The 19731-nt window shown below is 38.0% G+C and carries 22 protein-coding genes and 1 pseudogene; 12 read left to right on the top strand and 11 right to left on the bottom strand.

Features of this window, described 5'->3' with window-relative positions; genetic code table 11:
• Positions 1 to 181, bottom strand: a pseudogene (locus RMA94_RS00705) (endoglucanase); the annotation flags it as partial.
• 100 nt (positions 182 to 281) lie between these two features.
• On the opposite strand from RMA94_RS00705, the gene RMA94_RS00700 reads away from it, so the two are divergent.
• The 3 genes from RMA94_RS00700 to RMA94_RS00690 all read left to right on the top strand — a co-directional run bounded on the left by RMA94_RS00700 (position 282) and on the right by RMA94_RS00690 (position 3016).
• The gene (locus tag RMA94_RS00700; protein ID WP_311081451.1) at positions 282 to 1472 is read left to right on the top strand and encodes a cupin-like domain-containing protein; all 1191 of its coding nucleotides are present in this window, start codon (positions 282 to 284) and stop codon (positions 1470 to 1472) included.
• Positions 1473 to 1557: 85 nt separating this feature from the next.
• Positions 1558 to 2367 (top strand): DUF6502 family protein, encoded by an 810-nt coding sequence (locus RMA94_RS00695; protein WP_311081450.1) that lies wholly within the window; start codon positions 1558 to 1560, stop codon positions 2365 to 2367.
• A 16-nt stretch (positions 2368 to 2383) separates the two neighbouring features.
• Positions 2384 to 3016, top strand: coding sequence for a hypothetical protein (locus tag RMA94_RS00690; protein WP_311081452.1), 633 nt, complete (start codon positions 2384 to 2386; stop codon positions 3014 to 3016).
• A 43-nt stretch (positions 3017 to 3059) separates the two neighbouring features.
• Here the strand turns inward: RMA94_RS00690 and RMA94_RS00685 are convergent, their stop codons facing one another.
• Positions 3060 to 3440: a helix-turn-helix domain-containing protein gene (locus RMA94_RS00685; protein WP_002116344.1), complete on the bottom strand. Its 381-nt coding sequence runs from the start codon at positions 3438 to 3440 to the stop codon at positions 3060 to 3062.
• 117 nt (positions 3441 to 3557) lie between these two features.
• Between RMA94_RS00685 and RMA94_RS00680 the strand changes: the two genes are divergently transcribed.
• Positions 3558 to 4118, top strand: a complete 561-nt coding sequence (locus RMA94_RS00680) for a flavodoxin family protein (RefSeq protein ID WP_311081448.1) — start codon at positions 3558 to 3560, stop codon at positions 4116 to 4118.
• Positions 4119 to 4156: 38 nt separating this feature from the next.
• Here RMA94_RS00680 and RMA94_RS00675 read toward each other — a convergent pair whose 3' ends face one another.
• The 6 genes from RMA94_RS00675 to rpoD form a co-directional block, all read right to left on the bottom strand.
• A complete protein-coding gene (locus RMA94_RS00675) occupies positions 4157 to 5560 on the bottom strand; it encodes an APC family permease (protein WP_171265344.1) in 1404 nt (467 codons plus the stop codon).
• 251 nt (positions 5561 to 5811) lie between these two features.
• Entirely contained in the window at positions 5812 to 6996 is a 1185-nt protein-coding gene (locus tag RMA94_RS00670; RefSeq protein ID WP_017386748.1) for an iron-containing alcohol dehydrogenase, read from the bottom strand.
• A 1-nt stretch (position 6997) separates the two neighbouring features.
• Positions 6998 to 7531 carry a hypothetical protein gene (locus RMA94_RS00665; protein WP_311081446.1) on the bottom strand — a complete coding sequence of 178 codons (534 nt, stop codon included), beginning with the start codon at positions 7529 to 7531 and terminating at the stop codon, positions 6998 to 7000.
• Between the two features lie 81 nt (positions 7532 to 7612).
• Positions 7613 to 8266: a lipoyl(octanoyl) transferase LipB gene (lipB, locus tag RMA94_RS00660; RefSeq protein WP_005064548.1), complete on the bottom strand. Its 654-nt coding sequence runs from the start codon at positions 8264 to 8266 to the stop codon at positions 7613 to 7615.
• Positions 8267 to 8468: 202 nt separating this feature from the next.
• Complete coding sequence (locus RMA94_RS00655) at positions 8469 to 8756, bottom strand: YbeD family protein (protein ID WP_002116017.1); 288 nt, start codon at positions 8754 to 8756, stop codon at positions 8469 to 8471.
• 97 nt (positions 8757 to 8853) lie between these two features.
• On the bottom strand, positions 8854 to 10740 hold the full coding sequence (gene rpoD, locus RMA94_RS00650) for an RNA polymerase sigma factor RpoD (RefSeq protein ID WP_002116414.1): 1887 nt from the start codon (positions 10738 to 10740) through the stop codon (positions 8854 to 8856).
• Positions 10741 to 11098: 358 nt separating this feature from the next.
• Between rpoD and RMA94_RS00645 the strand changes: the two genes are divergently transcribed.
• Together RMA94_RS00645 and RMA94_RS00640 are read left to right on the top strand one after the other, a co-directional pair.
• Positions 11099 to 11305 carry a PA3496 family putative envelope integrity protein gene (locus RMA94_RS00645; RefSeq protein WP_002116495.1) on the top strand — a complete coding sequence of 69 codons (207 nt, stop codon included), beginning with the start codon at positions 11099 to 11101 and terminating at the stop codon, positions 11303 to 11305.
• Positions 11306 to 11379: 74 nt separating this feature from the next.
• Entirely contained in the window at positions 11380 to 11904 is a 525-nt protein-coding gene (locus RMA94_RS00640; protein WP_086265654.1) for a YecA family protein, read from the top strand.
• 125 nt (positions 11905 to 12029) lie between these two features.
• Here RMA94_RS00640 and RMA94_RS00635 read toward each other — a convergent pair whose 3' ends face one another.
• Entirely contained in the window at positions 12030 to 12962 is a 933-nt protein-coding gene (locus RMA94_RS00635) for a rhodanese-related sulfurtransferase (RefSeq protein WP_039763286.1), read from the bottom strand.
• 111 nt (positions 12963 to 13073) lie between these two features.
• Here RMA94_RS00635 and RMA94_RS00630 point away from each other — a divergent pair, with 111 nt between their 5' ends.
• Positions 13074 to 13559 carry a DUF1289 domain-containing protein gene (locus tag RMA94_RS00630; RefSeq protein WP_005064555.1) on the top strand — a complete coding sequence of 162 codons (486 nt, stop codon included), beginning with the start codon at positions 13074 to 13076 and terminating at the stop codon, positions 13557 to 13559.
• A gap of 74 nt (positions 13560 to 13633) precedes the next feature.
• Here RMA94_RS00630 and gltA read toward each other — a convergent pair whose 3' ends face one another.
• Both gltA and RMA94_RS00620 read right to left on the bottom strand, forming a co-directional pair.
• Positions 13634 to 14908, bottom strand: a complete 1275-nt coding sequence (gltA, locus tag RMA94_RS00625) for a citrate synthase (protein WP_002116327.1) — start codon at positions 14906 to 14908, stop codon at positions 13634 to 13636.
• A 343-nt stretch (positions 14909 to 15251) separates the two neighbouring features.
• Positions 15252 to 15377 (bottom strand): hypothetical protein, encoded by a 126-nt coding sequence (locus RMA94_RS00620; protein WP_081038229.1) that lies wholly within the window; start codon positions 15375 to 15377, stop codon positions 15252 to 15254.
• A 472-nt stretch (positions 15378 to 15849) separates the two neighbouring features.
• Between RMA94_RS00620 and sdhC the strand changes: the two genes are divergently transcribed.
• The 5 genes from sdhC to RMA94_RS00595 all read left to right on the top strand — a co-directional run bounded on the left by sdhC (position 15850) and on the right by RMA94_RS00595 (position 19601).
• Entirely contained in the window at positions 15850 to 16251 is a 402-nt protein-coding gene (gene sdhC, locus RMA94_RS00615; protein ID WP_075384165.1) for a succinate dehydrogenase, cytochrome b556 subunit, read from the top strand.
• Positions 16251 to 16616 (top strand): succinate dehydrogenase, hydrophobic membrane anchor protein, encoded by a 366-nt coding sequence (gene sdhD / locus RMA94_RS00610; RefSeq protein ID WP_000833672.1) that lies wholly within the window; start codon positions 16251 to 16253, stop codon positions 16614 to 16616. The genes sdhC and sdhD overlap by 1 nt, the downstream gene beginning before the upstream one ends.
• A 12-nt stretch (positions 16617 to 16628) precedes the next feature.
• Positions 16629 to 18464, top strand: a complete 1836-nt coding sequence (sdhA, locus tag RMA94_RS00605) for a succinate dehydrogenase flavoprotein subunit (RefSeq protein WP_002116225.1) — start codon at positions 16629 to 16631, stop codon at positions 18462 to 18464.
• Positions 18465 to 18478: 14 nt separating this feature from the next.
• A complete protein-coding gene (locus tag RMA94_RS00600) occupies positions 18479 to 19189 on the top strand; it encodes a succinate dehydrogenase iron-sulfur subunit (protein WP_002116292.1) in 711 nt (236 codons plus the stop codon).
• A gap of 283 nt (positions 19190 to 19472) precedes the next feature.
• A complete protein-coding gene (locus RMA94_RS00595; protein ID WP_002116082.1) occupies positions 19473 to 19601 on the top strand; it encodes a hypothetical protein in 129 nt (42 codons plus the stop codon).
• The last annotated feature ends 130 nt before the right edge of the window (positions 19602 to 19731 follow it).

Raw genomic sequence — 19731 nt, 5'->3', positions numbered from 1 at the left:
GTGTTGGTGTTGGTGTTGGTGTTGGTGTTGGTGTTGGTGTTGGTGTTGGTGTTGGTGTTGGTGTCGGTGTCGGTGTCGGTGTCGGTGTCGGTGTCGGTGTCGAATCATTATCGTCAGACCCACACCCACTTAAAGCTATAAAAATCAAAGCTATGCTGCTTCCTTTTACTATGTTATTCATCACATGAACCCTTTTTTATTAAAAATGTGAAAATTTAACATTTTTAAAATAGATCAATTATAATGCAGTTGTAAAGATCAAATTTGAAAAAAGGTTCAACATGGCAGCTTATAATCAAATTGAAATATTCGAACAAAGCCAAAAATGGTTTGACCAATTGCCATTTGAATGGAAAAACTGGCTTGAAGAAAACTTAGAAAAGGGATGTGGAATTGAGCAATTGGTTGAGGTGTTAAAAGCAAATGGATTTGGTCCAAAACTTAAAGTAAATAATTTGAATCTTCAGACGTTATCTGATCACGATCAGGAATGGGTAATTGAGCAAATCTTAAATGAGAAGACATCTGCGGAAATAGTAAAAATATTGGTCGAGCAGGGGTATGAGCAGTTAAACATAAGTGAATATTTAAATAATTTAAAAAATAATCAGTTATATAAAGTTTTGGAGAAAAAGCATCATCAACTTAAAAAACGTGAATGGTTAATAGAAACTGTAGATCAATTGGCGCAGCTAAACTCGGACTATTGTAAAAAAATTCCTTCAATTACTGCTCCACAGTTCTCTGATTTTGTGAAAGATTACTATAGTCAACATCGCCCTGTAATTTTAAAAAAAGGAATAGAACATTGGCCGGCTTTACATAAATGGTCTCCTCAATATTTTGCTTCTAGATTTGGCCATCATTCGGTTGAAGTCCAAATGAATAGAAATTTAGATGATCAGTTTGAAAGACATTCTCCATCTCTAAAACAAAAAATGAAGATGTCTGAGTTCGTGTCAAAAGTTATGTCAGTTGATGCTAGCAATGATTTTTATATGACTGCAAATAATGCATCAAATAGTCATCAGATGCTTCAAGAATTATTTGCAGATATAGATGGTTTTGCAGATGGTTACTGTAATTTGGCTTTAAAGGATGAACGTAGTTTTCTATGGTTTGGACCTAAAGGAACATTTACGCCATTACATCATGATTTAACGAATAATATGTTGGTTCAAATTTATGGACGCAAAAAAGTAACTTTAATTCCTGCCTTACAAGTTCCTCATCTATATAACGATCATTGGGTGTTTAGTGAATTAAGTAATGCAAATAAAATTGATTTTGAAAAATATCCGTTGGCAAGATCAATCACTCCAGTGGAATGTATTTTGAATGCTGGGGAAGCTTTGTTTATCCCAATTGGTTGGTGGCATAGTGTAGAAAGTTTAGATGTCTCAATCAGTATTTCTTTTACCCATTTTAATGCGCCAAATCATTATGTTGATCGGTTTCCAAAAGAGGTCTAAGAATGAAAATTGCATCTTAAACCGTTCAGTGTGACAATTGCTCGGCCCATACTGTTTTTCAAATATGAAGGAAAATTGTTACTCTATGACCACACTCCAAACGAACAATGCAGAACTTAATCAGAAGCAGGTATTAATGTTAATGGAATACCTGACGCAATGGTTAATTCGTTCAGGAGTGGGATATAACGACTTTGTAACTGCTTTAAAACCTGTTTTCTATCAACAGGCTTTAAGTGAGCTTGAGCGTATAGAGCAAAAGCCAACTGATTCAGCAGTCAGTTTACTTTCAGGGTTACATCGCAAAGACGTGAATGCATTTAAAAAGGCAATACAGGCTGGTCAGCCTTTAACAGAGGCAAAAGTAGCAGAGCCAGTAAGTGTTCCTGCTAGGGTGATTGGTTTGTGGCTTGCAGAGGGATTGGCAGAAAAAATTCCATTTGTAAGTAATGATCAGGTTAGTTTTGAAAATTTAGTAAAGAAAGTCTCAACTGAAAAGCATCCAAGATCTATTTTGAATGAACTCGAACGCCTAAATATTGTGAAAGAAGAAGATGGCCTTGTGATGTTGCAGCAGCGTAGTTTTATGCCTGACGTAGAGCAATTTGAGGTTCGAAAATTATTAACGAGTAATTTAGAAGCACATTTAGCTGCTGGAGTTCATAATTTATTTCAGCCCGAAAAAGAACCCTATTTAGAACAAGCAATTTTTGCTGATGAACTAACAGATGAATCGATCACTCTACTTAAAGAAGCAAGTTTACGCTTATGGGAAGATTTATCACTACAAGTACTTAAATTAGCTATTGAACGTTGTGCACTAGATGAAGGAAAAGAGGGTGCAACTAAAACTTTCCGTTTCGGAGCTTATCAATATGACGAAAACAACTTATAAAAAATTAATAATATCCATGAGCTTCATTTTGACAAGTGGTCTTTTAACCGCTTGTGGAGAGGATTTATTCGCAGGTGGTGCAAGTTTAGGGGGATCAGGATATCCGACTAAACCTGGTAAACCGGGTGATTTTGAAACACCGGCCGATGGAGAGAAAGGCGACTCAAAAGATAATGAAATTTGGTTGCCTGCACCCGTTGAAGATGATTGTCATGGCTTACATCGCAAACTACAGTTTCTCAATAATGTAACGCGTGAACCCATAGAAAAAGAAACTGTTTTTAAATATGCACAGCAGTTAACTCTAAACGGTACTCTGGCTTTGCAGATTACTCAAACCAATAAGGGATTAGAGAAAATACAAGAAAAACAACCTGCATGTTATGTACCTTTAGAACTTTATTTACTTGGAAATACAAAGCGCTCTTACCCAGAAAATGAGTGTAAAGAGACTCAAACTTACGAATATCTGCCAGGTGAAACCAAAACTTTTATTGTCAATTATCCAGCATTTGATGTCATGAATGGTACTTGGAAATATGGTCTAGAAAGCACTTATTTGAAGAGTGATCAAGAGTTAAAACAATGTGAACCTTTAACTATCCAATTTAAAATAAGTGCACCACCTGAGCCGATTAAAATTAATTAAGTTGAGCCACTCATGAGCGATAAAATTTAAAGGGAAGTATGAGTTAAGCTTGCTCTAGCACTTTTTCATCATAAGTCATTTGGGCTGCTAAAACCTGTTCAATATTGGTTTCGGCCCATTCTTTTAATTGGAACGCCATTGAAGCGACATTTTGCCCCAGAGAAGTTAGTGAGTAATCAACACGAATAGGAGACGTATTCTGAATTTTACGCTCAATAAAACCATCTCTTTCCAGCATTTTTAACTTCTGTGATAAGACTTTAGGCGAAATACCTTGAATATTCTTTTTGAGCAAGTTGAAGTGCTGAGTTTCCTCTTCAAGTACATTTAAAATTAATAAAACCCACTTATCTGCAATTTTTTCAAAAAATAAACGAGCAGGGCAATGTTGTTGAAAAACATTATATTTTAGACATTCATTCATACTATTTACCTGCTAATTTCTTAAAAAATTGCCATAGTTACCAGTTAGTAACTAATTGACACCTAGTTTCTAAAATATATCATAAAGTGGAATTTAATAAAACAAAGGTTTGCTCCCATGTCTAACTCTAATATCGCGGTTGTATATTTCTCTGGTTATGGCCACACTAAAGTAGTGGCTGAAACGTTTGCAAACGAAATTAATGCTCAGCTCATCCAAATTGATCAAGAAGGTAATATTACTGAACAAGATTGGCAGACATTAAATGATGCGAAGGGGATTGTTTTTGGTGCTCCGACTTATATGGGTACAGCACCATGGCAGTTTAAAAAGTTTGCTGATGCAACTTCAAAAGTTTGGTTTACACGTGGTTGGCAAGATAAAGTCTTTGCAGGTTTTACAAACAGCGCGAGCTTAAATGGGGATAAGCAGGTTACTCTTATTCAATTACAGACTTTAGCATCGCAACATGGTGGAATTTGGGTGAGCCTTGGTTTATTACCAGCGAATACAAAAGATGCAACACGCGAAGATGTAAATAACTTAGGCGGTTCAGTTGGGCTTTTGGTTCAATCACCTTCTGATGCGAGTGTAGAGGAAGTTCCTACTGGAGACCTTGAAACAGCGAAACTTTATGCAAAACGCGTACAAGATATTGTGAACAAAATTTTTGGCTAATTTGACCATAAAAAAAGGCGCTTTAAGCGCCTTTTTTATTATTCATGTTCATTATGTTGAGGTGCCTGATATTTAAACCCTTTAGTTTTATAACCTAGGTATAAAATACCGAACATTGCCCACCATAAGCCATATTTTAAGGCTGTCTCTTCAATCTCAAGCCATAGGGCGAAGATACTGAAGAAACCAAGGAGTGGAATAATTACAAAGTTAAAAATATCTTTGAAATTCTTTGTGCGGCCATCACGTAAAGCATAGCGTGAAATCACTGATAAATTAACAAATGTAAATGCAGTTAACGCACCAAAGCTAATCATTGAAATGACAATATCTAAGCTCATGAAACCTGCTGCTAGTGCTACAACACCAACAATAAGAATATTGTATGAAGGCGTATAGTTCTTTGGACTAACATGACCAAAGATTTTTTTATTGATGACACCATCACGTCCCATTGCATACATCAAGCGCGATACACCTGCATGAGCTGAAATACCAGATGCCATGACAGTAATAATTGCAAAAGCAAGAACGTAGGACTGAAATAATGATCCGCCTACAAGTAATAAAATGTCTGGCTGTGTTGCTGCAACATCTTCAAAGTAGTTTTTAGGATCATTAGGGAAGTAAATTTGCATGAAGTAAGTACTGATGACAAAAATTACTCCAGCGATAAGTGCTGTTAAAAAAATCGCCTTAGGTAATGTTTTTTCAGTATCTTTAGTTTCTTCTGCTAAAGAACTTAAAGAATCAAATCCGGTAAACGAGAAGCAAAGTAATGTTGCACCAGTGACCAATGCCCCTACTGAGGTCAACTCATTCCAAAAAGGCTCTAGACTCCATAACTGATAACGGGTTGCTGCTGTAATAGGGCCTTCTGCATTATAGCCCATTTGTAATTTGCTATAGACCAGATAAGTAAATATACCGATGACGAGTAACTGTACAAATACAATGAGGCTATTAAAATTGGCAACAAAACGTGCACCGCGTAAGTTGATACCAGTCATGAAAGCGGTTAATACAATTACCCATACCCAATGATTGACTGTAGGGAATAATGCATCAAGATAAATGCCAGCCAAAATAATATTGACCATTGGTGAAAGCAAATAATCTAACCAAGATGACCAACCCACCATAAAACCAACATTAGGGTGAATTGATTTTTGTGCATAGGTATAAGCTGAACCTGAAGATGGATAGCGCTTAATCATATGTCCATAACTAATCGATGTTAGCAAAATGGCAATTAATGCAAAAATATACGAAGTCGGAACATGGTAATGACTTTCTTCGGAAACTAGGCCGAATGTGTCAAATAATGTCATTGGCTGAATATAGGCTAAACCAATAATAATAATATGCCAAAGACCTAGCGTTTTTTGTAGCTTAACTACAGACGGAGTCCCAGAGATAGTTGTCAACGGCGTTATCCTCATAATCGTTGATCAAGGATCAGCTTGGTGTTAAGGATCGTTTGAGACGAACGATCCCCCCTACAGAAAAAGATAAAGTGCGCCAATCTATCCTAAATTGATGCAAATTGTCAGTACTTTCATCGATTTTTTAGCAAATTTTTTGCCATATTTACAAATAAAATAATGAGTACAAATTTATAGCTGTAAAAAAGATCCTGATTTTATATATAAATCAGGATCTTACATAGAGGTTTATAATTTAACTTATTGTATTACCATGCCTTTTGTAAGATCTCTCGAATATCTTTTAGGCTTGCTTCTTTAGGGTTGTAAATAATTGAGCCATCATTTAGTGCTTTTTCTGCAACTTCATCGAGCTGTGCTTCAGTTACTTTACCAGTTTCACGTAAAGTACGTGGTAACTTGGTTAAAGTAAATAAACGATCACGCATTGCCAAAATTGTTGCAATTGCTCGGTCTGCACGTTGAGTTGCTGGAGTTTGTGCATAGATATCAGCACCAGCTAATGGCAATAGTAATTCACCAATTTTTTGGCCATTTACCTGCTTATTATATTCAAGTACATACGGTAAGAATAAATTCATACATAAACCATGAGGCAGGTGAGCAACAGCACCTAAAGCATGACCCAAAGAATGTACAAGGCCCACCATTGAATTAGAAAATGCAATACCTGCCATTGTAGAGGCTTGTGCTAGTTCTAAACGACCTTGTGAATCGTTCGGATTTTCAAGAACATTAAATAGGTTTTCACTAATCTTTTTAATTCCAGCACTTGCATAAGCATCGCTGAGTGGGTTGGCAGCCATACATGTATACGCTTCAACACAATGTGTTAAGGCATCCATGCCTGTCATTGCTGTTAAATGAGGTGGCAATGTAAGCGTCATGCGTGGATCTAAAATCGCTGCATGTGGCATTAAGTAATAAGAGGCAAATGCCAATTTAACATTCTTTTGCGTATCTGAAACCACGGCAACCATAGTCACTTCAGATCCCGTACCTGATGTAGTTGGGATTACGAAAAATGGTTTTAATGGTTTTGGTAAGTTGTGTGCACCAGAATACTGAAGTAAGTCATCTCCGCCTTCAGACACTAAAATGTTAGTTGCTTTTGAGGTATCAATAACTGAACCACCACCTACCGCAATAATCGCGTCACATTTATTCTTGCGATAAGCTTCTGCGGCAAGACGAACGACTTCTAAACTTGAGTCTGGTGGAACATCATCAAACACATGACCAATGACAGCATCAGTCGTACTGAATGCAGCTTCAATCGGGTTGAGTAAGCCATTTGCGCGCACACCTTTATCTGTAATGATGAGCGGGCGTTTTGCGCCTAAAGTCGCAAGTTCAAACGGAATATGTTCTAACGCAGCATTACCAGCAATGACTTTTACAGGACAAAAGAATTCGTAATATGGTTTAGCCATGTTATGCGCTCCGCTTGAAATAGGACTTAGCTACTTTTAAGTAAATATTTGCAGCTTCGTTGAATTTTTCTTTTAGGGTGAGTTCGGTTGGGTATTCTTTGACTGCAAGAGACGCAACCAATTTTGGTAAAATAAGAGATTCCATTTTATTTAGACAGCGTACTAGGCGAATGGCAGCAGATACATCACCATCAGCAATCATTCGGTCATTCGCAAATGCTTGGGCAGTACTTTCTTGAAAAGAAAATACTAAAAATGCATGAGTTACATGTTTGAATGTAATAGTTAAGTCTGGCTTTCTTTCAGCTCTTTTGAGTAGCTCTAACTGTTTGTCTTCTGTGACTCGAGCAAAAAATGCTGGTCCATTTGGGAAAACATTCATTGAAAGTACAAAGTGAACAGGAAATTTAGATACTTCCTCTTGTATTTCAGAGTCCACTTGACTTGCCATGACTAAGCCACGACCAACAACATCCATCATGAGCTTAACGTAGGCAAGTTGCAGAGTAGGCTTTACAGCTTTTGTCGAAATCACTCGCGTATCCCTTGTTAAAATTATGCAAAAGCAAATTTAGAGTAATTACTCTAATCTATTTTTATTTCATCGCAAAGCGATTTATTCGGTTTTGACTTCTGGGTCATTAAAGTACCCAGTATTCTTAATATACTCAATAAAGTCTTGGCAAAGTTGAGTGAATGATGGATAAGGAGTCACCAAATCTTGTATACGCACCATTTCTAAACCTGCATAGCCACAAGGATTGATCGTCTGGAATCCATCTAGGGCACAGTCCAGATTTAGCGCTAACCCATGGTAACTACGGCCACGACGAATTTTAAAGCCTAGGGAACCAATCTTACGGCCATCCACATAAACTCCTGGTGCATCTGGCTTTGCATACGCTTCAATTCCGTATTTTTTTAAAACATCTATCATGAATTGTTCAGCAAAACTGACCAATGTGCGTACGTTCCACTTTAGACGATTAAGATCAAACATGAAGTAAGCCACAAGTTGACCGGGTCCATGCCAAGTCACTTGTCCACCACGGTCAGTTTGTACTACTGGAATATCTGATGAAATTAGGATGTGTTCAGGTTTACCAGCTTGACCTTGAGTTAAAACATTATGATGTTGAAGTAACCATAACTCATCGGGCGTATCTTGATCTCGCTCATTTGTTAAGAGTTTCATGGTTTCAAATTTGCTTTGATAATCTTGTAAATCGTTCCATTGCCGAATGATTAAGTTAGGTTTATCAAGGCTCATCACAATATCTTCCTATAATTAGTTTATGCGGCACCCAGATCATATCTACTAGATAAAAGCCGAAAACCCTGTAATTTTAAAGGATTTTATAAAAGGAATTCTAAATATTTGTAAGGTTTTTCGTGGTCGTTAGGTTGTAAAATTTCCAAAAAAATACCACAGTAAGAATGCCTGACTGTGGTATTTATTGAAGAACTTAAAATTAAAGCGCAGTTCTAATCTGCGGACAAGCAGCCAAGTCAGCATAAAGTGCATGAACTTGTTCCAATTCTTCGAAGCGCAATTGTGCTGTTAAAGAATGATACTTGCCGGTGCGAGATTCTTGAACTTTTAATGTTGAGTGGTCGAAGTCTGGAAAATGCTTTACCAAAATATCGACTACAGCAACACGTAATTCTTCACCCGCATCGCCAATAAGTTTAATTGGATAATCCATCGGAAATACCCAAAGATGTTCTTGTAGTTCGCGAGATGGAGTGCGGTCTAACATAAGTTACCTCATGATTTGAAACGCCTGCATTATCGCAGGCGTTTATAGCTCTTTCTATTAAATGGGGCTTGGTTTTGAAATTTCAAGCTTTCAAAACTTAGTCATTTTCCAAGAAAGAGCGTAAATGTTCAGAACGAGAAGGGTGACGTAATTTACGCAATGCTTTCGCTTCAATCTGACGGATACGTTCACGTGTTACATCAAATTGTTTACCTACTTCCTCAAGTGTGTGATCGGTTGGCATATCAATACCAAAACGCATCTTCAATACTTTTGCTTCACGTTCAGTTAAGTTTTCCAATACTTCACGAGTTGCTTCTTTTAAGCCTTCTGAAGTCGCAGCATCAATTGGAGAAGTGATGTTTTGATCTTCAATGAAATCCCCAAGATGTGAATCTTCATCATCACCAATAGGTGTTTCCATTGAGATAGGCTCTTTAGCAATTTTAAGTACTTTACGAACCTTAACTTCGTCCATTTCTAAGCGTTCACCTAATTCTTCAGGTGTTGGTTCACGCCCCATTTCTTGTAACAATTGACGAGATACACGGTTGATCTTGTTAATTGTTTCAATCATGTGTACTGGAATACGAATCGTACGAGCCTGATCGGCAATCGAACGGGTAATCGCCTGACGAATCCACCAAGTTGCATAAGTCGAGAATTTATAACCACGACGATATTCAAACTTGTCTACAGCTTTCATCAAACCAATGTTCCCTTCTTGAATCAAGTCAAGGAACTGTAAACCACGGTTAGTATATTTCTTCGCAATCGAAATTACCAAACGGAGGTTGGCTTCTACCATTTCTTTCTTGGCACGACGTGCTTTCGCTTCGCCAATTGCCATACGTTTAGAGATATCTTTAATCTCAGCAACGCTTAAACTAAGCTCTTTCTCAATATCTGCAATCTTTTGCTGGAATGCTAAAACATCTGGACGAACTTTTTCTAAATGCGCCTTAATTTCAGCAGGTGCTTTAGCAATTTGTTCATCTAACCAAGCTGGATTAGATTCTTGTTTAGGGAAAGATGTACGGAATTGAGTACGGTCCATACGGCCACGACGTACTGCATAACGCATGATTTCACGTTCATTGGCACGAATTTGCTCATGTGTACCGCGAATCATTTCAGAGATGATGTCAAATAAACGTGGTGTAAATTTAAACATCATGAACACAGTAGCTAAAGCTTCTAAAGCTTCTTCAGCCTCTGGACTGTTACGACCATGCTTTTCAACAACAGCTTTTGTTTTAGCCCAAGCAGCTTCAAGTTCAGTAAAACGAACTTTTGCAACTTCAGGGTCTGGACCTGAATCACCTTCAGAGTCATCATCACCTTCAGATTCTTCTTCTTCATCGTCATCATCAAGCTTAACTTCTTTGGTTGATTTTGAAGATGATTCGTCCTCTTCCTCAAGCTCTTCAACTTCTTCTAAAACTTCAGGGATATCTTCATCGGTTTCAGGATCGAGGTAGCCAGATAAAATATCTGCAAGACGGCGTTCGCCAGTTAAAAAATCATTATATTCTTTTAATACAACTTCAACAGCATTTGGCCAGTAAGCAATTGAATTAAGGACATCACGGATACCTTCTTCAATACGTTTGGCAATGCTGATTTCACCTTCACGGGTTAACAGCTCAACTGTACCCATTTCACGCATGTACATACGTACAGGGTCTGTCGTACGTCCAGGCTCATTTTCAACCGATGCAAGTACGGCAGCAGCTTCTTCTTCAGCAACCTCATCAGTTGCGTCAGCCGACTCACCGAACATGGTATCGTCAGATTCAGGTGCACGCTCGTGTACAGGAATACCAACGTCTTGAAGCATTTGGATGATGTCTTCAATCTGTTCGCTTTCAGTAATCGAGTCCGGCAGATGATCGTTAACCTCAGCGTAAGTTAAGTAACCTTGTTCTTTGCCTCGGCTAATCAGAGCCGCTACTTGAGAAGTAGGGGAATGCATATCGCTCATCTTTGCTTACTCTTTGTTGAATCTGTGGCAGTGAAAAACCGTGCATGATAGCACAATTTGCTTGAAATGTTTTGGCTTTGATCAGTAACCGTTAAATAAAAAATATCTTTGAATTCACGTCTGTTTTTTGAATATTGGGATAAAATCATTTTTTTCAAGCTTAAATCATCGAAAAAATCATAGAATTTTTTTTTGATCAAAAAAATAGTTCAGCTTTATAAATACACAATTTTTTGGGCGAAAAAAAGTACAAATATGCAGTTTAATGAAAAAAATATAAATAAAACTTGACACGATTTAATAACCAAGATAAATAGCGGCTAGACCCATTCACATTTTTTCATTAGAGGTAGTTTTAGTGTCTTCTACAGATTTTGAATTAGATGATAACTACGGTGATGATGATGATGTCGGTTTTGATGAGTCATCAGGCAAAATCACTGCGAAAGAATCATTAGAAAAACGTAGATTAATTGATGATCTATTGGCTCAACGCCGTTTAGAGCGTGAGTTAAAAGATTTTGATTACGATTTAGACGATGATGATCTTGATGATGAAGACTAATCAAATCTGAATAGGGCATCGTCAGCTTAGATGCTATGCTATCGTAGATTTCTTTTTTATAGTCAGGTAACACAATGAGTGCGTTAGATTTAGACCAATTAAGTGAATATCTAGATGGAGACCACAATGAGTATGGTCTGGATTTCGCTGCAACTCATGGTTTTCTGTGTGCAATTGCAGTAGGCCCTCAGTTTGATCGTTGGTTAGATGAATTATTCGATAATAACCATAAAAAAGTTCCTGCCGAAATTATTCAGCAGATCAAAGTGTGGTTAGAGTCAATTCGACAAGACTTAGCAAATGAAAATGGAATTGAATTTCCGTTTGAAATTGAGGAAGCGGATGTTGAGTCTAGCTTAGGCGACTGGAGTGTTGGATTTGTTGATGCGATGTTCTTAAATGAAGATGCATGGTTTGCACCTGAATATGAAGAACAATTAATTGATTTAACTTTACCAATGATGGTATTTAGTGGAATTGATGAAGAAGATCCACAGATGGAATCTTTCCGTCGTAATGGACAGTTAATGGATGAGCTGGCAGAAGAAATCCCAGATAATTTGAATGAATTATACTTGATGTATCATACGCCAAATTAATTTATTAGAAGAAATAATAAATAACGTCCTTTCTAGGGCGTTTTTTATTACGAAAAATTAAGTGATATAAAATAAAAAAAGGGCAGTTAGAAATCTAAGTGCCCTTTGAAAACTATTTTATAGTTTTATAGACGTTTACGCTTTGCAGCAGCAATTTGTGACTGGCGCATACGGAAACCAGCTTTTTGCTTTTCAGTAGTTTTGTCGATGCAATAAACGCAAGAAACACCGTGTTCGTAACTTGGTAGAGCAGACTCTTCAGGAGTTAAAGGCCAACCGCAAGCATGACATTTAATATTCACGCCTTCCTCTACACCATGAGTTACAGCAGTACGTCCGTCAAATACGAAACATTCACCTTCCCATAAGCTTTCATCAGCAGGGGTTTCTTCTAGGTACTTAAGGATACCGCCTTTAAGATGGTAAACCTCTTTAAATCCTTCTTGAAGAAGTAAAGAAGTTGATTTTTCACAGCGAATACCACCAGTACAGAACATCGCAATTTTTTTGTCTTTATGTTGCTCTAATTCTTTCTTGACGTATTCTGGAAACTCACGGAATGTTTCAGTTTTAGGGTCAATTGCGCCCTTAAATGTACCCGCTTTATATTCGTAATCATTACGTGTGTCGATTAAAATTACATCATCACGTGCGATTAAATCATTCCACTCTTTAGGATCAAGGTAGTGACCGACTAAGTCACGAGGTTTAACCTCAACACCTAAAGTCACAATTTCTTCTTTAAGTTTAATTTTCATTTTGCGGAAAGGTTTGTCAGAACTATGGGATTCTTTGTATTCCATAGCGCCAAAGCCTTCATTGAGCAAAAACTGATGTAGTGTATCAATTGCTATGCGATCACCAGCAACAGTACCATTAATTCCTTCACCTGCTACAATCAGAGTTCCACAGAGGTTAATTGTTTTCACTAAGTCTAATAAACGTTGTTGAAGATCGGCAGGATCTTGAACTTCTTTAAATTGATATAGTGCTGCAACAACCCAACCTGCGGTCGCTTGCTGTTCTACAGGTGCAAGCTGTTCTACAGTAGCGTTCATGGAAAACTCCAAATGTATTAAGATAGAAATTTAAGGCGCATATTTTAGCGCGAAAATTTGTAATAAGCGAGAAAACCATAAAAAGTATATGGTTTATTTAAGGAGTTTGTTTTGAGTAATGATCATCGAACGCTCTCTCTCACCCCATGTGCAGGGCGTTGTTCAACAGTTTTTGGTGATCAGGTTTGTCGTGGTTGTCGCCGTTTTAACCACGAGGTGATTCAATGGAACACTTATACGGCAGAGCAGCGTTTGGCTGTATGGAAGCGTTTAGATGATCAATTGAATCAAATCTTAGTACCGATGCTGCCTCATGCAGACTTACAGCATGTTGAGGGATTTATTTTAAGTAAGCGTGTTCGATTAATGGAAGGGGCGAGCCAAGGCCGTAAGCTTTATCACGCCTTAAAAATATGTGAAAAGAATAAACATCTAGCACACGAGAGTGGTTTGGGCATTTCGGAGTCTCAAGTCAAAACAATATGGGTGGAGTTTGAAAGACGTGTTTTAGCGTTGGCTAAAGCGAGCTATGAGTTGGCTTGGTTGCGAGCAGATGGGATTAGCCATCACTTGTTAACTATGTATGAAGAAGAATAAGTCTAGAGTAGAAAAAGACGTAAATAAAAAAGCTGCCTTTTGGCAGCTTTTTTTCATTAATTTTCTTTCGAATATTAACGTTTGATGTCGCGTTGAGTTTCACCAGTATAAAGCTGACGAGGACGACCGATTTTATAAGGACCGCTGTGCATTTCTAACCAGTGGCTGATCCAACCAACTGTACGAGCAAGAGCGAAGATTACAGTAAACATTTCTGTTGGGATACCAATCGCTTTAAGGATGATACCTGAGTAGAAGTCTACGTTAGGGTAAAGTTTACGCTCAACGAAGTACGGGTCGTTCAATGCGATACGCTCAAGTTCCATAGCAAGTGCTAATTGAGGATCGTTGATGCCTAAAGCTTCAAGAACTTCGTCACAAGTTTGCTTCATTACTTTAGCGCGTGGGTCGAAGTTTTTGTAAACGCGGTGACCGAAGCCCATAAGCTTAACTTCTTTACGTTTAACTTTTTCCATGAACTCTGCAACGTTTTCAACGCTACCAATTTCATCAAGCATCTTAAGAACTGCTTCGTTTGCACCACCGTGAGCAGGGCCCCAAAGTGCAGAGATACCAGCAGAGATACATGCATACGGGTTTGCACCAGTAGAACCAGCAAGACGTACTGTAGATGTAGAAGCATTTTGTTCGTGGTCAGCATGAAGCGTGAAGATACGATCCATTGCGCGAGCAAGAACAGGATTAACTTTGTAATCTCGGTCAGCAGGAGTAGCAAACATCATGTGCAAGAAGTTTTCCGCATAACTTAAATCGTTACGTGGATAGATGAATGGTTGACCTACTGTGTATTTGTAACTCCAAGCAGCAAGTGTTGGAATTTTTGCAATTAAACGAATTGCAGTAATTTCACGGTGGTTGATATCTTCAATATCTAGGTTGTTGTGATAGAACGCAGATAATGCACCTACAACACCTACCATGATCGCCATTGGGTGAGCGTCACGACGGAAACCATTGAAGAAACGGCTAACTTGATCGTGAACCATAGTGTGAGCACGTACTTTCGTATCAAACTCAACTTTTTGTTCAGCAGTTGGGAGCTCGCCATTTAATAATAAATAACAAGTTTCAAGGTAGTCTGCTTGAGTTGCTAACTGATCAATTGGGTAGCCGCGGTGTAATAAAATACCTTTGTCACCATCAATGAAAGTAATTTTAGATTCGCATGCGGCTGTCGCCATAAAACCAGGATCGAAAGTAAAATGACCTTCTTTCAGTATGCTGCTGACATCAATTACATCTGGACCTAAAGTGCCACTGTAGATTGGTAATCCAATTTCTTTGCCATCAAGATGTAATACGGCTTTTTTGCCATTTGCTTCAGACATTCAATAGATCTCCTGTCCTGGTGAATGTTGATCTGACTCGAAATCCTAATGTTCTCATGTGCGAATCAGACGGTGTCAAAATTTGCTATAAGATTAGTGAGTACTGAAATTTTGTCAATTATACTTATGGATAAAAAATGACGTTCCCACAGAGAGTTAGTCATCAAGACCCGAGCAAAAAAGTCAGTAAAATCACTGCATCGGGATGGTATAATAAGTCAATTCAACAAGAACGTGCAGAAAAAAAATGAAGGATGAGTACAATTGTAAGCAAATTTATAAATTGTAATTCAAAATAATAAGACGGTAGAAAATGCCAATCCCCTTAAAAAAATCATAAAACTCATGATGTAATTTCAAATTTATACTCAAAAAAAATTGTATTTCTATTTAGTTGTAACAAAGAATATTGTTCTTTTTTTAAGTTTAATTGTATAAAAAATAGCTTATCAGATGAGTTTAAAATCATAAGAACTGTTTTTAATGAAATTCACTTTCGAAAAACTAGTGTAGATCGCTTAATATCTATCTGAAATATAAGTCTGTTCACTTATTTGAAATGTGGCTCACATTGAAAATATAGGGGGTTATGATCATTTTTCTATTGATATGAGGAATTTATAACTTTATCTTTAGTCTAAAATCGGCTTATTTAAAAGAAATTTCAGAAAAAATGAAATTAAATAAAAAGTTATTTTAAACAAGGACATGATGTATATAGGTATAGTTTTTTTATTGACCTAATAATGTAATATTGTTGTGAATGATTCTTATTTAATAGTTTTTTGCTGAAATGGCAAAGTGGATTGTTTGTATTTTGATACTTCGCGTTTTATAATTCAGTGTCGTTTATAGGTTAGGCATGAGCTGTGCTTGCCTAACAATGCCAGCTTTCCTTGGAATTAATTCAACAAACTCCGGTCGGAGTTTCTACCTACAGGATGCCCGCTGTGAAAAGCAACAGACCTGTCAATTTGTCCATGGGTCAGGTGTTAGCGGTAAATTTACGCTCACCCGTGGCTATTGCATCAATTTTACACCGTTTATCAGGTGTCATCGTTTTCTTATTAGTACCAGTTCTCTTATGGATTCTAGATAAATCATTATCTTCACCAGAAGGATTTGACTACGTTAAAAATGTCGTTTTTGGAAATATCCTTGTACGTTTTGTTGTTTGGGTATTTGCAGCCGGCTTGATATTCCACTTTATTGCTGGAGTTAAGCACTTACTTGCAGATTTAGGTTTTGCTGAAGAACTGCAAAGTGGTCGTATTGCAGCGACAATTTCATTGATCTTATCTGTGGTAGCCATTATCGCAGCCTTTGTATGGATTATGTTCTAATGAAAAGTGCTACAGGTTTAACTGGTTCAGGTTCTCGTGATTGGTTTATTCAGCGTGTAAGTGCGGTTGTATTAGCAGCTTATACTGTTGTTCTTTTTGGTTGGATTCTCTGCAAAGGTGGATTTGACTATCAACAGTGGGCTGGTTTCATGATGACATTACCAATGAAGATTTTTTCTTTATTGGCAATTTTATCGCTTATCGCACACGCATGGATTGGTATGTGGCAAGTTTTCACTGACTATGTCACTACTCGTCAAATGGGTCCTTCAGCGAAAGGTTTACGCCTTGTACTGACGACGGCTGTCATTATTGCAGTGTTTGTGTACGCAATCTGGGGTATCCAGATTTTCTGGGCGAATTGATAGGAAGATATCATGGGCGCGATAACCCCTAAAGAAGATTATTCAAATATTCAAAACCTCACTTTCGATGCAGTTATCGTTGGTGGTGGTGGTTCTGGTATGCGTGCTTCTTACCAACTTGCTCAAGCAGGTTTGAAAGTTGCAGTACTTACTAAAGTTTTCCCAACACGTTCACATACAGTTGCTGCTCAGGGCGGTATTGGTGCGTCGTTAGGTAACATGCAAGAAGATAACTGGCACTTCCACTTTTACGATACGGTAAAAGGTTCTGACTGGTTAGGTGACCAAGACGCAATTGAATTTATGTGTCGTGAAGCACCAAAAGTTGTGTATGAACTTGAACACATGGGTATGCCGTTTGACCGTAACGCTGATGGTACAATTTACCAACGTCCGTTCGGTGGTCACTCTGCGAACTATGGTGATAAACCAGTTCCACGTGCTTGTGCTGCTGCTGACCGTACTGGTCACGCATTATTACACACGCTTTATCAAAGCAACGTGAAAATGGGTACTCAGTTCTTCGTTGAATGGATCGCTCTTGATTTGATCCGTAACGAAGCAGGTGATGTTCTTGGTGTAACAGCGATTGACCAAGAAACTGGTAATATCGCAGTATTCCAAGCAAAAGCGACATTGTTTGCGACCGGTGGTGCTGGTCGTGTTTACCGTGCATCAACAAATGCTTATATCAACACTGGTGACGGTCTTGGTATGGCTGCTCGTGCTGGTATTCCATTACAAGATATGGAATTCTGGCAATTCCACCCTACGGGTGTTGCAGGCGCAGGCGTATTGTTAACTGAAGGTTGTCGTGGTGAAGGTGCGATCCTTCGTAACAAAGACGGCGAACCATTCATGGAACGTTATGCACCAACTTTAAAAGACTTGGCTCCACGTGACTTTGTATCACGTTCTATGGACCAAGAAATTAAAGAAGGTCGTGGTTGTGGTCCAAAAGGTGATTATATCTTACTTGATATGACTCACTTGGGCGCTGACACAATCATGAAGCGTTTACCATCTGTATTTGAGATTGGTAAAAAATTCGCGAACGTTGACATTACTAAAGAACCAATTCCTGTAGTACCAACAATCCATTATCAAATGGGTGGTATTCCTACAAATATGCATGGTCAAGTGTGTTTACCTGAAGCAGGTACAGACAACTACACTAAACCTGTAAAAGGTTTCTATGCAATTGGTGAATGTTCTTGTGTATCAGTACATGGTGCGAACCGTTTAGGTACTAACTCACTTCTTGACTTGGTTGTATTTGGTAAAGCTGCTGGTGAGCACATTATCGACTACGTAACTAAGCATCATGGTGATGAATATGCGCCACTTCCAACAAATGTATTAGAGCAAACTTTAGATCGCGTACGTAAGTTGGATGAATCAACTTCTGGTGAAAATGCACAAGAAGTTGCTGATGCGATTCGTGATATCGTTCAAGACCACGCTGGTGTGTTCCGTACTCAAGCTTTGCTTGATAAAGGTGTTAAAGAGATTCTTGCTCTTGAACCACGTGTGCGCAACATTCACTTGAAAGATAAATCTAAAGTATTTAACACTGCACGTGTTGAAGCGCTTGAAGTTGAAAACTTATATGAAGTTGCAAAAGCTACATTAATTTCAGCTGCTGCACGTAAAGAATGTCGTGGTGCGCATACTGTAGTTGATTATGAATTGCCAGCTGATCACCCAACTTATTCATACGGTCGCCGTGATGATGAGTGGATGAAGCATACTTTATGGTATTCATCAGATAACCGTTTGGAATATAAGCCAGTGCGCTTCAAACCGTTGACTGTTGATGCAATTCCACCAGCACCACGTACATTCTAATCGGGAGTATAAAGATGAGTAGAGGTACTCGTACATTCGAAATCTACCGCTATGATCCTGATAAGGATAAAGCGCCGTACATGCAAACTTTCAAGCTTGAATTGACTGATAAGCACCGTATGTTGCTTGATGCATTACTTGCTTTGAAGGTTCAAGATGAATCATTAACGTTCCGTCGTTCATGCCGTGAAGGTATTTGTGGTTCGGATGGTGTAAACATTAATGGTAAAAATGGTTTGGCTTGTTTATGGAATTTAAACGACCTGCCTGAGAAAATTGTAATTCGTCCATTACCAGGTTTGCCGGTTGTTAAAGATTTGGTTGTTGATATGAACCAATTCTATGATCAATATGACAAAATTCAGCCATTCTTGATCAATAACCAACCAGCTCCACCTAAAGAGCGTTTGCAGTCTCCTGAAGAGCGTGAACACTTAAATGGTCTGTATGAATGTATTCTTTGTGCATGTTGTTCAACTTCATGCCCATCATTCTGGTGGAACCCTGATAAATTCTTGGGTCCTTCAGCATTGTTGAATGCATACCGTTTTATTATCGACTCTCGTGATACTGCTACTGCAGACCGTTTGGCTCGTCTTGACGATCCATTCAGTTTGTTCCGTTGTAAAGGTATTATGAACTGTGTGTCAGTATGTCCTAAAGGTCTAAACCCGACTAAAGCAATCGGTCACATCCGTAACATGCTATTAGATCAAGCGGGTTAATTCTGCACAAATAGAAAACGCGCATCCTTGATGTGCGTTTTTTTTTAATTTTATAATGTAAACTTTAGACTTTGGTCGAAAAGAGCGAGGATTTTATATATTGCACCATATATTAAAAGATAAAATCGCTTATGTATTTCGCCAATTTATAGGTGGTATGTGTCAAAAAAATCAATCGATGTTTAAGAACATGATACGATTTGCCACAAAGTTATAGGTGAAAAAAGCGTATACTAGTGAAATTAATTTAAGTAGCACGATCTTAGATCTGTGCTTAATTTTTATGGTTAAAGTCATTTTAGAAAAGTTAATTTTAAAGTTAATTTTTCTAAAAAGATTTGCAAAAAATTGCTCGGTTTTAATCGAGTATAAGGTGAGTGATGATGCCATTGAGGGCGTTGTGATTCATTAATTACCTATGGAGTTTTCTCTCTAGGTAGTATGACGCCCCATGGTCTTGAAGACCTGTTGGGTAAGTAATGCCTTTTTTACCAATTTGGCATTATGCATCATGGGTGTGCTTAAAAGGCAGCCTGTAATAT

It is taken from the genome of Acinetobacter sp. V115_6 (genome assembly GCF_031799025.1).
Classification (GTDB): domain Bacteria; phylum Pseudomonadota; class Gammaproteobacteria; order Pseudomonadales; family Moraxellaceae; genus Acinetobacter; species Acinetobacter pittii.
The sequence above is the reverse complement of the archived record's forward strand: the minus strand, read 5'-3'. Positions and strand labels throughout refer to the sequence as shown.